Here is a 13477-nt window from a genome sequence, read left to right on the forward strand (position 1 = left end):
GCGGTTAGATCTTGCAAGCCCCGCCAGCGCAGCCGTCATCTTGCAGATCGGTCTGGGTGTCGTCGGCACCATCACGGGTGTTGTGATAGTAGAGGGTCTTGAGACCGTATTTGTAGGCGGTCAGCAAGTCTTTGAGCAACTGCTTCATCGGCACCTTGTTGCCTTCGAAGCGGGCCGGGTCGTAGTTGGTGTTGGCGGAGATCGCCTGATCCACGAACTTCTGCATGATGCCGACCAGCTGCAGGTAACCGTCGACGCTCGGCTGTTTCCACAGCAGTTCGTACTGATCCTTCAGGCGGTGATACTCCGGCACCACCTGCTTGAGGATGCCATCCTTGGAGGCTTTCACCGACACCAGGCCGCGGGGCGGCTCGATGCCGTTGGTGGCGTTGGAGATCTGGCTGGAGGTCTCGCTCGGCATCAGGGCGGTCAGGGTGGAGTTGCGCAAACCCACGGTCTTGATCTCTTCGCGCAAGGTTTCCCAGTCCAGGTGCAGGGGTTCATTGCACAGAGTGTCCAGATCCTTTTTATAGGTATCGATAGGCAGGATACCCTGGGCATAGGTGGTCTCGTTGAAGGCCGGGCAGGGGCCGAACTCGCGGGCCAGTTGCACGGAGGCCTTCAGCAGGTAGTACTGGATCGCCTCGAAGGTGCGGTGGGTCAGGGCCAGACCGGAACCGTCGGAGTAGCGGGCACCGTTTTTCGCCAGGTAGTAGGCGTAGTTGATGACGCCGATACCCAAGGTGCGGCGGTTCATGCTGCCCTTCTTGGCTGCCTTGAGCGGGTAGTCCTGATAGTCGAGCAGGGCGTCCAGAGCGCGCACGGCCAGCTCGGCCATCTCTTCCAGATCTTCCAGCTTCTCGATGGCGCCCAGGTTGAAGGCGGAGAGAGTGCACAGGGCAATTTCGCCGTCCTCGTCATCCACGTTGTTGAGCGGCTTGGTGGGCAGCGCAATCTCGAGGCAGAGGTTGGACTGGCGTACCGGCGCCACGCTCGGATCGAACGGGCTGTGGGTGTTGCAGTGATCCACGTTCTGGATGTAGATGCGGCCGGTACCTGCGCGCTCCTGCATCATCAGGGAGAAGAGATCCACCGCCTTCAGGGTCTTCTTGCGAATGGCCGGATCCTGCTCGTACTTGACGTAGAGCGCTTCGAACTTGTCCTGGTCCGCGAAGAAGGCGTCATAGAGACCTGGTGCATCGGACGGGGAGAACAGGGTGATGTCACCGCCCTTGATGAGGCGCTGGTACATCAGCTTGTTGATCTGCACGCCGTAGTCCATGTGACGGACCCGGTTCTCTTCCACGCCGCGGTTGTTCTTCAGTACCAGCAGGCTCTCCACCTCGGTGTGCCACAGCGGGTAGAAGAGGGTGGCCGCACCGCCGCGCACGCCGCCCTGGGAGCAGCACTTCACCGCAGTCTGGAAGTATTTGTAGAAGGGGATGCAGCCGGTGTGGAAGGCTTCGCCGCCACGGATGGGGCTGCCCAGACCACGGATGCGGCCGGCGTTGATGCCGATGCCGGCGCGCTGGGACACGTAGCGCACGATGGCGCTGGCGGTGGCATTGATGGAATCCAGGCTGTCGTCGCACTCGATCAGCACGCAGGAGCTGAACTGGCGGGTCGGGGTGCGCACGCCGCTCATGATCGGGGTCGGCAGCGAGATCTTGAAGGTCGAGACCGCATCATAGAAGCGCTTGATGTAGTCCAGACGGGTATCTTTCGGATACTTGGAGAAGAGGCAGGCCGCTACCAGGATGTAGAGGAACTGCGGGCTCTCGTAGATCTCGCCGGTGACGCGGTTCTGTACCAGGTACTTGCCTTCGAGCTGCTTGACCGCCGCGTAGGAGAAGTCCATGTCGCGCCAGTGATCGAGGTAGCCGTTCAGCTCCTCAAATTCCGCCTGGGTGTAGTCTTCCAGCAGGTGCTTGTCGTACTTGCCCATGTCCACCAGTCTGGCGACGTGCTGATACAGGTGGGGCGGCTCGAACTGGCCGTAGGCCTTCTTGCGCAGGTGGAAGATGGCCAGACGGGCAGCCATGTACTGGTAGTCCGGGCTTTGCTCGGAGATGAGGTCAGCTGCAGCCTTGATGATGGTCTCGTGGATGTCGGCGGTACGGATACCGTCATAGAACTGGATGTGGGACTTGAGCTCCACCTGGGAGACCGACACGTTGTCGAGCTTCTCGGCAGCCCAGTCGAGCACACGGTGAATTTTATCCAGATCGATGGGTTCTTTGTGTCCGTTACGCTTCGTCACAAACAAGTTCATTGGCTGATGACCCCTTTCATTGATACCTGCCGGTATCGGTTGATTCCCGAAAAGCCATCGCACAATGGCGCAACCCGGCTCCGTCTGTCGAGGGAAACTGGGCAGGCATTGTGCGATGAATCACAAGATGTAGTGTTATTTTTAATGCGAACTACAAGATAGTGAGGTCGATGCGGTAATGCAATCTGTGGATAACGCATTAGCTGTGGATAAATTGTGGGTGTCGGGACGGGAGTTAGTGGACGCTCACAGCGAACGGGTTTTCATCCGTCCGATCCGTCAAATGCAAGTCCGGCGATCGAAGATGGAAAATTAAAATAACTTTTTTTGCTTGCGAAAGCAGGGTGTTTTTACTAGCAAATCCGGTCTGCTCATCCCTTGTGCAGTCAGGGTCAAAAGGTGTCCTGTTACGCCGTTCGGGGGGTTGCCAAGCCTGTAAAAAGAGGGATCGTCCGGGATCCCTCTGGTGTGCTGCGGGGAGAGCTGCGCGCCGGGGCCGATGCCCGCATGGCCATCGGGACATCATCAAAGTTGCCCCGCAGATCCACCTCTATCCGGATGCCTTGTCGGTCATGGGCAATGAACGTGTCAGCTCAGCTCGTAACGCAGCCAGTGGTGCAGGGCCTGCACGGTATCAAAGTGAAGATCGGCGCCCCAGAGGGCGGGATCCTCGTCATCATTGAGATAACCCCAGCCAGCCACCGCGGTACGCATGCCGGCATTGCGGCCAGCCTCGATGTCGCGCACGTGATCCCCCACATAGAGACACTGGCTCGCCGCGATGCCGAGCCGCTCGCAGGCAAAGAACATGGGGGCTGGGTCGGGCTTGCGTACCGGCAGGGTGTCGGCGCTCACCGTCACGCCGCAACTGGCGAGTTCAGGCAGGGCTGCCAGGAGCGGTTCGGTGAGAAAACCCGGCTTGTTGGTGACAATGCCCCAGGGCAGCTTTTTCTCGTCGAGCCACTCGATGAGATCCACCATGCCTTCATAGGGGCGGGTGCCGACGCAGAGGTTGGCGGCGTAGTAGTCGAGCAGGGCGGTGCGAAGGCGGGTGGCCCCCAGCTCCTCGAGCAGCTCGTCACCAAGACCGGCCCTGAGCAGCCCGAGGGCCCCGTGGGAGGTGGTCTGGCGGATGATGTCGTCAGAGAGCGGGGCAAAGCCTTCGCTTATCAGCACGTGGTTGACGGCGGCGCCAAGGTCTGGGGCGGTGTCGAGCAGGGTGCCGTCCAGATCAAACAGCACGCAGCCAAGGGGCATCGGGTGAGGTGTGCTCATCAGCCTTGCTCCGGGCGCTCGAACGCCACCATGTAGTTGACGTCGACATTCTTGCCGAGCTTGAAGCTGTTGGAGAGCGGGGCGTAGTGAACGCCGCTCATGTCCCGCACCAGGAGGCCCGCCGCTTCCCCCATGCGACAGAGTTCGGCGGGGGTGATGAACTTCTTGTGATCGTGAGTGCCCTTGGGGACCATCTTCATCAGGTACTCGGCCCCGAGGATCATCATCAGATAGGCTTTCGGGTTGCGGTTGATGGTGGAGACGAACACCTTGCCCCCCGGCCGTACCAGGGTGGCGATGGCGCGCAGCACCGAGGCCGGGTCCGGCACGTGCTCCAGCATCTCCATGCAGGTGACTACGTCATACTGGCCCGGCACTTCATCGGCGTGGGCTTCGGCGGTGATCTGGCGGTACTCGAGCTCCACACCTTGTTCCAGCGCGTGGAGGCGGGCGACGCCGAGGGGCTCCTTGCCCATATCGATGCCGGTGACCCGGGCCCCCCGGCGGGCCATGCTCTCGGAGAGGATGCCGCCACCGCAGCCGATGTCGAGCACGCGCTTGCCAAACAGGCCGCCGCTCTTGTCGGTGATCCAGTCAAGGCGCACCGGGTTGATTTGATGCAGCGGCTTGAATTCGCCCTCCATGTCCCACCAGCGGGAGGCGATGGCTTCAAATTTGGCGATTTCTGTCAGATCGACATTGGCATCACTATTCATGTTTTGATGATCCTGTGGCAAGGCACGCAGCGGGCTGGGCGCGCGCAATCTATTGTCCTGGCGCGCATTATAACGGACCGACCTCGTCGCACCAGCCCGATGTGCTCATCGGATTTGTGGCTTAATGTATTTGGCTCAGTGTGTTACCATGTCGCGCTGTTTAAGCCAAAGAACAACTAATTAGGGATTAAGGCTTTCTATGAGCGATCTGGCCAGAGAGATCACGCCGGTCAACATCGAAGAAGAGCTCAAGAGTTCCTATCTGGATTACGCCATGAGCGTGATCGTAGGACGAGCTCTGCCGGATGTGCGTGATGGCTTGAAACCGGTTCACCGCCGCGTTCTGTATGCAATGAACGAGCTGGGGAACGACTGGAACAAGCCCTACAAGAAATCGGCCCGTGTGGTCGGTGACGTAATCGGTAAATATCACCCGCATGGCGACATCGCCGTGTATGACACCATCGTCCGGATGGCGCAGGATTTCTCCATGCGCTACATGCTGGTCGACGGTCAGGGCAACTTCGGTTCGGTGGACGGCGACAACGCCGCGGCCATGCGTTACACCGAAGTGCGGATGGCGCGCATCTCCCACGAGCTGCTGGCCGATCTGGACAAAGAGACCGTGGACTGGGTGCCGAACTACGACGGTACCGAGATGATCCCGGCTGTCATGCCCACCAAGGTCCCCACCTTGCTGGTCAACGGCTCCTCCGGTATCGCGGTGGGCATGGCGACCAACATCCCGCCTCACAACCTCACCGAGATTGTCAACGGTTGCCTGGCGCTGATCGAAAACGGCGACCTCACCATTGACGAGCTGATGACCCATGTCACCGGCCCGGATTTCCCCACCGGCGGCATCATCAACGGCCGTTCCGGCATCGTGCAGGCGTACCGTACCGGTCGCGGCTCCGTCTATGTGCGGGCCAAGGCTGAAGTGGAGGTGGACGAGAAGACCAGTCGCGAGACCATCATCGTCCACGAGATCCCCTATCAGGTGAACAAGGCTCGCCTGATCGAAAAGATCGCCGAGCTGGTCAAAGAGAAGAAAATCGAGGGCATCAGCGCCCTGCGCGATGAGTCCGACAAGGACGGCATGCGCATCGTCATCGAGATCAAGCGCGGCGAGTCCGGTGAGATTGTGCTGAACAATCTCTACAAGCACACCCAGATGCAGACCACGTTCGGCATCAACATGGTGGCGCTGGACAACAACCAGCCCAAGGTGATGAACCTCAAAGAGATCCTGGATGCGTTCCTGCTGCACCGCCGTGAAGTGGTGACCCGCCGGACCGTGTTCGAGCTGCGCAAGGCGCGGGATCGGGCGCACATCCTGGAAGGGTTGGCGGTGGCATTGGCCAACATCGACCCCATCATCGAGCTCATTCGCCACAGTGCGACCCCGGCGGATGCGAAAGCCGCCCTGGTAGCCAAGGGCTGGGAGCTCGGCAACGTGGCCGCCATGCTGGAAAAAGCGGGCGACGACGCGGCTCGCCCCGAGTGGCTGGAGCCGGAGTTCGGCATCCGTGAAGGGCAGTACTTCCTGACCGAGATCCAGGCCCAGGCCATCCTTGACCTGCGTCTGCACAAGCTGACCGGCCTCGAGCACGAGAAGATTCTGGAAGAGTACCAATCTCTGCTGGATCTCATCGCCGAGCTGCTGCACATCCTGGCAAGCCCGGAACGCCTGATGGAAGTGATCCGTGACGAGCTGCTGGCCGTGCGCGAGCAGTACGGCGACGAGCGTCGCACCGAGATCAGCATGTCCAGTGCCGAGATCAACATCGAAGATCTGATCACCCCGGAAGACGTGGTCGTTACCTTGTCTCACCAGGGCTATGTGAAGTATCAGCCGCTCTCCGACTACGAGGCCCAGCGCCGCGGTGGTCGTGGCAAGTCGGCCACCCGGATCAAGGAAGAGGACTTTGTGGAGCGTCTGCTGGTGGCCAACACCCACGACACCATTCTGTGCTTCTCCACCCGTGGCAAGGTCTACTGGCTCAAGGTGTATCAGCTACCGGAAGCGTCCCGTGGCGCCCGCGGTCGTCCGATCATCAACCTGCTGCCGCTGGATGAGGGTGAGCGCATCACCGCCATCCTGCCGGTGAAAGAATATGATGCCGACAAGTATGTCTTCTTCGCCACCGCCAACGGCACCGTGAAGAAGACCAGCCTGTCTGACTTCAGCCGTCCGCTCTCCTCCGGTATCCGTGCCATCAACCTCAAAGAGGGTGATGAGCTGATCGGGGTGGACATCACCGATGGCAGCAACGAGATCATGCTCTTCTCCGATGCGGGCAAGGTGGTTCGCTTCGCGGAAGGCAGCGGTCGTGCCGATGCCGATGCCACTGACGAAGTCGACACCGACGACGACGCCGGCAACGATGATGATGGCAGTGACAACGGCGAAGGCACCGAAAGCAAGGGCACCTTCAAGGGCGTACGTCCCATGGGTCGTACCGCTGCTGGCGTGCGCGGCATCAAGCTGGGCGCCGGTGACAAGGTGGTCTCCCTCATCGTGCCCCGTGGTGATGGTGCCATCCTCACCGCCACCGAGAACGGTTACGGCAAGCGTACTGCGCTGGACGAGTACCCGACCAAGAGCCGTGGTACCCAGGGCGTCATCTCCATCAAGGTGGATGAGCGCAACGGCAAGGTGATCGATGCGATCCAGGTCGAAGATACCGACCAGATCATGCTGATCACCAACGGCGGTACCCTGGTTCGTACCCGGGTGTCCGAGGTGAGCGTCATCGGCCGCAACACCGGTGGTGTGCGTCTGATCCGTACCGGTGAAGACGAGACCGTGGTCGGCCTGCAGCGCGTTGCCGAGAGCGACGAAGAGGAAACCGAGGCCCTGGCTGTTGAAGGGGAGGTGTCTGAAGGCACCGACACCGCAGCGGACGCTGGCGCCGTCGATACCGGGGAGGCGGGCGACGAGTAATCGTCCCCCTTTGTCCGGTGCAAAAGAGCGACCTTGATGGTCGCTCTTTTTTTGTCCGCCTCACCGCAGGCTCTCCCCGTCCTTGTGCTTGCCCTGGCGCCCTCTTTTCTGCTGCCAGACTCCGTCTGCCGTGCATGCAGCCCTGCCTGCCACGGCGTCATCTTCCTGATATGCAGGGTTGGCCCCATCGCATCAACACGATTCCTTCACTCGGCTGTCATGGCCCTGTCATGACGGCCAGCCATGCTGCCTGCGTTGAATGAGGCCACCACAGAGGCAGGCATCGCTTGCCAGGAGCACTGTTATGACGAGCTGGGTAATGTGGGAGATCTGGTGGAGCCGGATGTGGGGAGGGCAGGAGAAGGCGCGCCTTAGGGTGGATGAGGAGGAGGTGGCGCACGAGCCATCCCGCCTGCCTGCGGAGCTGATTGCACAGCGCCATCCAGCGGGGAGCTGCCCGCCGAGACCACGGGGCTGACGGCGCTCAGAACAGACGCAACTGCTCGCCCGGGCGGATGAAGGCGGCTGTATTGAGTGTTACATGGCGCTTGCCCAGTTGCAGCCGCCTGCTGATCAGGCGAAAGCGCTGGGCGAGCAGGTCGGCAAACTGTCCTTCACCTCGCATGCGGCTACCAAAGGTGGCGCTGTTGAGTGAGCCACCCCGGCTTGCCCGCAGCTGGTTGAGGATCGCCTCTTTCTGGCCGGGATAGTGCGTATCGAGCCAGTCGCAAAAGAGGGTGGTGAGCTCGTGGGGCAATCGCAGCAAGATGTAATCCGCACAGCCCGCCCCGGCGTCGACGGCGGCCTTGATGATCTGTTCCAGTTCAGGCTCGTTGAGCCTGGGGATCATGGGGGCGGCGAGCACGCCGACCGGCACACCGGCCTTGGCCAGTCGTTCGATCACCTTGATCCGCCCAACCCCCGTGCTGGCCCTGGGCTCCAGCTGTCGCCTCAGCGTCTCATTGAGGGTGGTGACCGACACCATCACCTGGCATAACCCTTCCCGGGCCAGCTCGGTCAGCAGATCGAGGTCGCGCAGGATCATGGCGCTCTTGGTGATGAGTCCTACCGGATGGCGATGAGCCAGCATCACCGTCAGGAGTTCGCGAGTCAGGCGATAGTGGTGCTCGATGGGTTGATAGGGATCGGTATTGGCCCCCAGCACGATGGTTTGTGGCTGATAGGCTGGCTTGGCAAACTCCCGTCGCAGCAGCTCGGCAGCATTGATTTTGGCAAACAGCTTGCTCTCGAAATCCAGCCCGGGGGAGAGCTCAAGGTAGGCGTGGCTGGGTCTGGCATAGCAGTAGATGCAGCCATGCTCGCACCCCTGATAGGGATTGATGGAGCGACCGAAGGGAAGATCCGGCGAATCGTTGTAGCTGATGATGCTGCGGGCGCTGATCTCCGTCACCTCGGTGCGGGGAGCGCTGGCGGCAAATGCCGCGTCCCAGTCGCTCTGACTCCAGCCGTCGTCAACGGTTTCGATTTGCGGGCCGCTGAAGCGGTGCTCGACATTGTGGTTCGCGCCTCGTCCTGCCATCACATCACCAATGAACTGTTTATATATACAGTTATTTTGCTGTGTAGCCCGTCAAACTGCAAGTTCGCAAAGAGCGACCCCATGAAAGAGGGTGAACCCAGGTGATCTCCTGCTTGATCTGTTGCTACATTTCGTTTACATAGACGAAATGCGAACCAGATCACGGAAAATGTCATGCAACCTACTACCGCCCGCTGGCTCTTCATCGCCCTCATTGCGCTGGTCATCTGGCGTCTGATCCCGCTCTCCACCGAGCAGGAGCTGGCGGCGGCCAACCGCGCCTGGCGGACAGGGCACTTTGATGAGGCGACCCGGATCTGGGCGCCCCTGGCGGAGCAGGGCCAGCCACGGGCACAGGCGCTGATGGGTTGGAGCCATGAAGTGGGGCAGGGGAGTGAGCAGGATATGGATCGCGCCATCCGACTCTATCGTCAGGCTGCGCAGGCGGGGGACGCTTTCGGCCAGTATCGGCTGGGAGAGGTCTATCTGCGCGGGGCTGGGGTGAAGCGGGATCTGCACGAGGCGTTTCGCTGGATGCAGCTGGCAGCCAGGAACGGTGATGCGCCCGCCATGCTGAAGGTGGGCATCCTGCACCTGATGGGGGTCAACGGGCGGGTTGAACTGGCCGAGGCGAAGCAGTGGCTCTATCAGGCCTCGCAAAAGGGCAACAAGATGGCACTCCAGGTATTGCAGGAGATGGCGCTGGCCGAGGAGGGACGCAGCGCCTTCGATTTCAATGGCCAGTCTTTTCTGAACGCCGGTTAGGGATCAACGGCTGGCGGTGACTTTACCGGGCGTCACGTCGGTGACATAGAGGGTACTGCGCTCGGCACTGTGGACGATGCTGCATACCTCCCGCTTGCTGCCATCGCCCAGGATCACCAGCTCACCGATATGGACGGGACAGTGAGTCGTAAGAAGGTGATCCGGATGAACCAGCTTTTCTGCATGCTCCGTAAATGAAATGTCGTAGGTGTACATCATGCTCTCCTTGCTTTGGCTGACGCCTCAATCTGGTACAGGGTATGGCAGCAGAAGGGCGCCCTCGCAAGTAGGACAGGTTGACACCCGCGCTTAGGCGGTATGCAAAATCGCCAAGACAGCTTGTCTGGGTTGTCGCGTCTGATACAATCCCCCGCTGTACCTCTCAATGGATGGCCTTGCACACGCCATATGGCAGTGCCACTGCCGTGTACCAACCGTATTGTGAACGGTGAAACTCGGGAGTGAACAGCTGGACATGAAAGGGTTTCTCCAACCTGCATGTGGCCTTTGGTAGGGGTCACCACTGTATAAGGAAACACCTAATGCCAATCATTACTCTGCCTGACGGCAGCCAACGTCAATTTGCCCACGCCGTTTCCGTCATGGATGTGGCCGCGGACATCGGTCCCGGTCTCGCCAAGGCGTGCATTGCCGGTCGGGTAAACGGTGAACTGGTGGATGCCTGCGAGCTGATCGAAGCCGATGCCTCCCTGGCCATCATCACCGCCAAAGACGAAGAAGGTCTGGACATTCTGCGCCACTCCTGTGCTCACCTGCTGGGTCATGCCATCAAGCAACTCTGGCCCCAGACCAAGATGGCCATCGGTCCCGTCATCGACAACGGTTTCTATTACGACATCGATCTCGACCGCACCCTGACCGACGAAGATCTGGCTGCCCTGGAAGAGCGCATGCTGGCGCTGGCCGCCAAGGATTACGACGTCATCAAGAAGAAGGTCTCCTGGCAGGAAGCGCGCGACGTGTTCGAAGCCCGTGGCGAGACCTACAAGGTCGAGATCCTGGATCAGAACATTGCCCGTGATGACCAGCCCGGTCTCTATCATCACGAAGAGTACATCGACATGTGTCGCGGCCCGCACGTGCCCAACATGCGTCATTGCCACCACTTCAAGTTGCAGAAGATGTCCGGTGCCTACTGGCGCGGCGACTCCAACAACAAGATGCTGCAGCGCATCTACGGCACCGCCTGGGCTGACAAGAAGCAGCTCAAGGCCTATTTGCAGCGTCTGGAAGAGGCCGCCAAGCGCGACCACCGCAAGATCGGCAAGCAGCTCGACCTGTACCATATGCAGGAAGAAGCGCCGGGCATGGTGTTCTGGCATAACGACGGCTGGACCATCTTCCGCGAGCTGGAAACCTTCATCCGCGGCAAGCTCAAAGAGTACGACTATCAGGAAGTGAAAGGCCCCTTCATGATGGATCGCGTGCTGTGGGAGCGTTCAGGTCACTGGGAGAAATACGCCCAGGCCATGTTCACCACCCAGTCCGAAAACCGCGAGTACGCCATCAAGCCGATGAACTGCCCGGGCCACGTGCAGATTTTCAACCAGGGTCTGAAATCCTACCGCGATCTGCCGTTGCGCATGGCCGAGTTCGGCTCCTGCCACCGCAACGAGCCGTCAGGCTCCCTGCACGGCCTGATGCGGGTACGGGGTTTCACCCAGGATGACGCCCACATCTTCTGTACCGAAGAGCAGATCATGGAAGAGGTGTCTGCGTGCATCCGCATGGTCTATGACGTCTACGGCACCTTCGGTTTCGAAAACATCGTGGTCAAGCTCTCGACCCGTCCGGAGCAGCGTATCGGCTCTGATGAAGCCTGGGATCGTGCCGAGGCCGCGCTGGCCGAGGCGTTGGAACTCAACGGCTTGAAGTACGACCTGCAACCGGGCGAGGGGGCTTTCTACGGTCCCAAGATCGAGTTCACCCTGCACGATTGCCTTGATCGTGCCTGGCAGTGTGGTACCGTGCAGCTCGACTTTGCCCTGCCGGGCCGTCTTGGCGCCACCTATGTGGGCGAAGACAACGAGCGCCACATCCCCGTGATGATCCACCGCGCCATTCTGGGCTCGCTGGAGCGCTTCATCGGGATCCTGACGGAAGAGTACGCCGGTCTGTTCCCGACCTGGCTGGCTCCGACCCAGGCCGTGGTCATGAATATCACGGATAACCAGGCCGATTATGCTGTGAAAGTTGCCAAGGCATTGAATGATGCGGGCCTTCGCGCAAAAGCGGACTTGAGAAATGAGAAGATTGGCTTTAAAATCCGCGAGCATACTTTGAAGCGAGTACCCTTCATGCTGGTCTGCGGCGACAAAGAAGTAGAAGCCGGCAAGATTGCAGTGCGTACTCGTAAAGGGGCTGACCTGGGCTCTTATCCTGTTGAAGAGCTGATTGCTCTGTTGACCCAGGAAGTTCAGACCCGCGGACAAAAGAAAGTGGAGGAATAAGCTATAAAAGGCGGAAAAAAACTGGGCAAGCAACCGCAAGCCCGCGCTCACCGGATCAATGAAGAGATCCGTCTGAAAGAAGTTCGTCTGACTGGTCTGGATGGTGAAGCCATTGGCATCACCTCCATTCAGGATGCGCTGAACTTGGCCCTTGAGGCTGGAGTGGATCTGGTCGAGATCAGTCCGAACGCTGAGCCGCCCGTTTGCCGGATCATGGATTACGGCAAATTCCTCTACGAAAAGAGCAAGACCACCAAAGAACAGAAGAAAAAGCAGAAAGTCGTCCAGGTCAAGGAAATCAAATTCCGTCCTGGCACCGACGAAGGCGACTATCAGGTAAAACTACGCAACCTGGTTCGCTTTCTGGAAGACGGGGACAAGGCAAAGGTCACCCTGCGCTTCCGTGGTCGTGAAATGGCCCACCAGGATCTTGGTATCAAGGTTCTCGAGCGCGTCAAGAACGATCTGGAAGAGCTGGCCGTAGTCGAATCGTTCCCGAAAGTCGAAGGCCGTCAAGCTGTGATGGTTCTCGCACCCAAGAAGAAATCTTAAGGCCCACAAGAAATTGACTCATGGGGCTGGCCCCATGAGTCGGTTCGCCTTGCGATTTTGTTGTCACTCACAATGCGGAGTATGAAATGCCGAAGATGAAAACCAACCGGGGCGCCGCAAAGCGCTTCAAGAAGACTGGCTCAGGTCGCTTCAAGTGCAAGCATAACCACCTGCGTCACATCCTGACCAAGAAGAGCAGTAAGCGTAAGCGTCAGCTGGGACCGAAGTTCTTTGTTTCTGCTGCCGACCACAAACGTGTTGTCGCTTGTCTGCCGTACGCATAAGGGGGGATGTGAAAAATGCCAAGAGTTAAACGTGGTGTGACCGCTCGCGCTCGTCACAAGAAAGTAATGAAAGCCGCCAAGGGTTACTACGGCGCCCGTTCCCGTGTCTACCGCGTAGCGGTACAAGCGGTAACCAAAGCTGGTCAGTATGCCTACCGTGACCGTCGCCAGAAGAAGCGTCAGTTCCGTCAACTGTGGATTGCACGTATCAACGCTGCAGCCCGTCAGAACGGCCTGTCCTACAGCCGTCTGATCGACGGTCTGAAGAAGGCTTCCATCGAGATCGATCGCAAGATCCTGTCCGATATCGCCGTTCACGACAAGCTGGCTTTCACCGCCCTGGTTGAAAAAGCTAAAGCAGCTCTGGTCTAATTCAGCTCTGTTATAAAAATAAAGGAGGCTCAGGCCTCCTTTTTTGTATCTGTAAAGTGATGATTTAATTGAAATTTATTGTTTTTGTGTCCACCATATGTCCACAGCTTTGGCAATATGGATAGTTGTCTGTAGTAGCAGCGGATTCAAAATCCGCCGTAGCAATACGTGTCGGTTCGAGTCCGACCCCGGGCACCATTTAGAATTCAATGACTTAAGGCTACCCAAGCGGGTGGCCTTATGTTTTTCTGCCACATAGTGGCGGCAAAGTGGCGGCAAAGTG

12 protein-coding genes are annotated in these 13477 nt (G+C 59.3%); 7 read left to right on the forward strand and 5 right to left on the reverse strand.

Annotated features, from left to right (window positions below; all coding sequences use genetic code 11):
- Positions 1-4: 4 nt before the first annotated feature.
- The 3 genes from nrdA to ubiG form a co-directional block, all read right to left on the reverse strand.
- A complete protein-coding gene (gene nrdA, locus J9893_RS02645) occupies positions 5-2272 on the reverse strand; it encodes a class 1a ribonucleoside-diphosphate reductase subunit alpha (RefSeq protein WP_010674815.1) in 2268 nt (755 codons plus the stop codon).
- Between the two features lie 588 nt (positions 2273-2860).
- Positions 2861-3547 carry an HAD-IA family hydrolase gene (locus tag J9893_RS02650; RefSeq protein ID WP_029314563.1) on the reverse strand — a complete coding sequence of 229 codons (687 nt, stop codon included), beginning with the start codon at positions 3545-3547 and terminating at the stop codon, positions 2861-2863.
- The gene (gene ubiG, locus J9893_RS02655; protein ID WP_010674813.1) at positions 3547-4263 is read right to left on the reverse strand and encodes a bifunctional 2-polyprenyl-6-hydroxyphenol methylase/3-demethylubiquinol 3-O-methyltransferase UbiG; all 717 of its coding nucleotides are present in this window, start codon (positions 4261-4263) and stop codon (positions 3547-3549) included. The genes J9893_RS02650 and ubiG overlap by 1 nt, the downstream gene beginning before the upstream one ends.
- A 199-nt stretch (positions 4264-4462) precedes the next feature.
- Between ubiG and gyrA the strand changes: the two genes are divergently transcribed.
- Together gyrA and J9893_RS02665 are read left to right on the forward strand one after the other, a co-directional pair.
- A complete protein-coding gene (gene gyrA / locus J9893_RS02660) occupies positions 4463-7210 on the forward strand; it encodes a DNA topoisomerase (ATP-hydrolyzing) subunit A (protein ID WP_041211452.1) in 2748 nt (915 codons plus the stop codon).
- 304 nt (positions 7211-7514) lie between these two features.
- Positions 7515-7688 (forward strand): hypothetical protein, encoded by a 174-nt coding sequence (locus tag J9893_RS02665; protein WP_164882096.1) that lies wholly within the window; start codon positions 7515-7517, stop codon positions 7686-7688.
- A 6-nt stretch (positions 7689-7694) separates the two neighbouring features.
- Here the strand turns inward: J9893_RS02665 and J9893_RS02670 are convergent, their stop codons facing one another.
- Positions 7695-8750, reverse strand: coding sequence for a PA0069 family radical SAM protein (locus tag J9893_RS02670; RefSeq protein WP_041211451.1), 1056 nt, complete (start codon positions 8748-8750; stop codon positions 7695-7697).
- 174 nt (positions 8751-8924) lie between these two features.
- Between J9893_RS02670 and J9893_RS02675 the strand changes: the two genes are divergently transcribed.
- A complete protein-coding gene (locus tag J9893_RS02675) occupies positions 8925-9515 on the forward strand; it encodes a tetratricopeptide repeat protein (protein WP_041211450.1) in 591 nt (196 codons plus the stop codon).
- Between the two features lie 3 nt (positions 9516-9518).
- On the opposite strand, the gene J9893_RS02680 is transcribed toward J9893_RS02675, so the two are convergent.
- Positions 9519-9734: a hypothetical protein gene (locus J9893_RS02680; RefSeq protein ID WP_139127868.1), complete on the reverse strand. Its 216-nt coding sequence runs from the start codon at positions 9732-9734 to the stop codon at positions 9519-9521.
- A gap of 323 nt (positions 9735-10057) precedes the next feature.
- Between J9893_RS02680 and thrS the strand changes: the two genes are divergently transcribed.
- From thrS to rplT, 4 genes are all read left to right on the forward strand, one after another.
- A complete protein-coding gene (gene thrS / locus J9893_RS02685) occupies positions 10058-11986 on the forward strand; it encodes a threonine--tRNA ligase (RefSeq protein WP_010674801.1) in 1929 nt (642 codons plus the stop codon).
- 21 nt (positions 11987-12007) lie between these two features.
- Positions 12008-12538: a translation initiation factor IF-3 gene (gene infC / locus J9893_RS02690; RefSeq protein ID WP_185219337.1), complete on the forward strand. Its 531-nt coding sequence runs from the start codon at positions 12008-12010 to the stop codon at positions 12536-12538.
- 86 nt (positions 12539-12624) lie between these two features.
- Positions 12625-12822: a 50S ribosomal protein L35 gene (gene rpmI / locus J9893_RS02695; RefSeq protein WP_005300673.1), complete on the forward strand. Its 198-nt coding sequence runs from the start codon at positions 12625-12627 to the stop codon at positions 12820-12822.
- 15 nt (positions 12823-12837) lie between these two features.
- The gene (gene rplT, locus J9893_RS02700) at positions 12838-13194 is read left to right on the forward strand and encodes a 50S ribosomal protein L20 (RefSeq protein ID WP_010674800.1); all 357 of its coding nucleotides are present in this window, start codon (positions 12838-12840) and stop codon (positions 13192-13194) included.
- The last annotated feature ends 283 nt before the right edge of the window (positions 13195-13477 follow it).

Origin of the sequence: Aeromonas sp. MaB10011B (assembly GCF_017939325.1) — a bacterium.
Taxonomy (GTDB): Bacteria; Pseudomonadota; Gammaproteobacteria; order Enterobacterales; family Aeromonadaceae; genus Aeromonas; species Aeromonas caviae.

What these genes read in the sequence shown, in the direction of transcription:
- nrdA (WP_010674815.1), bottom strand. Translation starts at nt 2,272, where the DNA reads ATGAACTTGTTTGTGACGAAGCGTAACGGACACAAAGAACCCATCGAT.
- J9893_RS02650 (WP_029314563.1), bottom strand. Translation starts at nt 3,547, where the DNA reads ATGAGCACACCTCACCCGATGCCCCTTGGCTGCGTGCTGTTTGATCTG.
- ubiG (WP_010674813.1), bottom strand. Translation starts at nt 4,263, where the DNA reads ATGAATAGTGATGCCAATGTCGATCTGACAGAAATCGCCAAATTTGAA.
- gyrA (WP_041211452.1), top strand. Translation starts at nt 4,463, where the DNA reads ATGAGCGATCTGGCCAGAGAGATCACGCCGGTCAACATCGAAGAAGAG.
- J9893_RS02665 (WP_164882096.1), top strand. Translation starts at nt 7,515, where the DNA reads ATGACGAGCTGGGTAATGTGGGAGATCTGGTGGAGCCGGATGTGGGGA.
- J9893_RS02670 (WP_041211451.1), bottom strand. Translation starts at nt 8,750, where the DNA reads ATGGCAGGACGAGGCGCGAACCACAATGTCGAGCACCGCTTCAGCGGC.
- J9893_RS02675 (WP_041211450.1), top strand. Translation starts at nt 8,925, where the DNA reads ATGCAACCTACTACCGCCCGCTGGCTCTTCATCGCCCTCATTGCGCTG.
- J9893_RS02680 (WP_139127868.1), bottom strand. Translation starts at nt 9,734, where the DNA reads ATGATGTACACCTACGACATTTCATTTACGGAGCATGCAGAAAAGCTG.
- thrS (WP_010674801.1), top strand. Translation starts at nt 10,058, where the DNA reads ATGCCAATCATTACTCTGCCTGACGGCAGCCAACGTCAATTTGCCCAC.
- rpmI (WP_005300673.1), top strand. Translation starts at nt 12,625, where the DNA reads ATGCCGAAGATGAAAACCAACCGGGGCGCCGCAAAGCGCTTCAAGAAG.
- rplT (WP_010674800.1), top strand. Translation starts at nt 12,838, where the DNA reads ATGCCAAGAGTTAAACGTGGTGTGACCGCTCGCGCTCGTCACAAGAAA.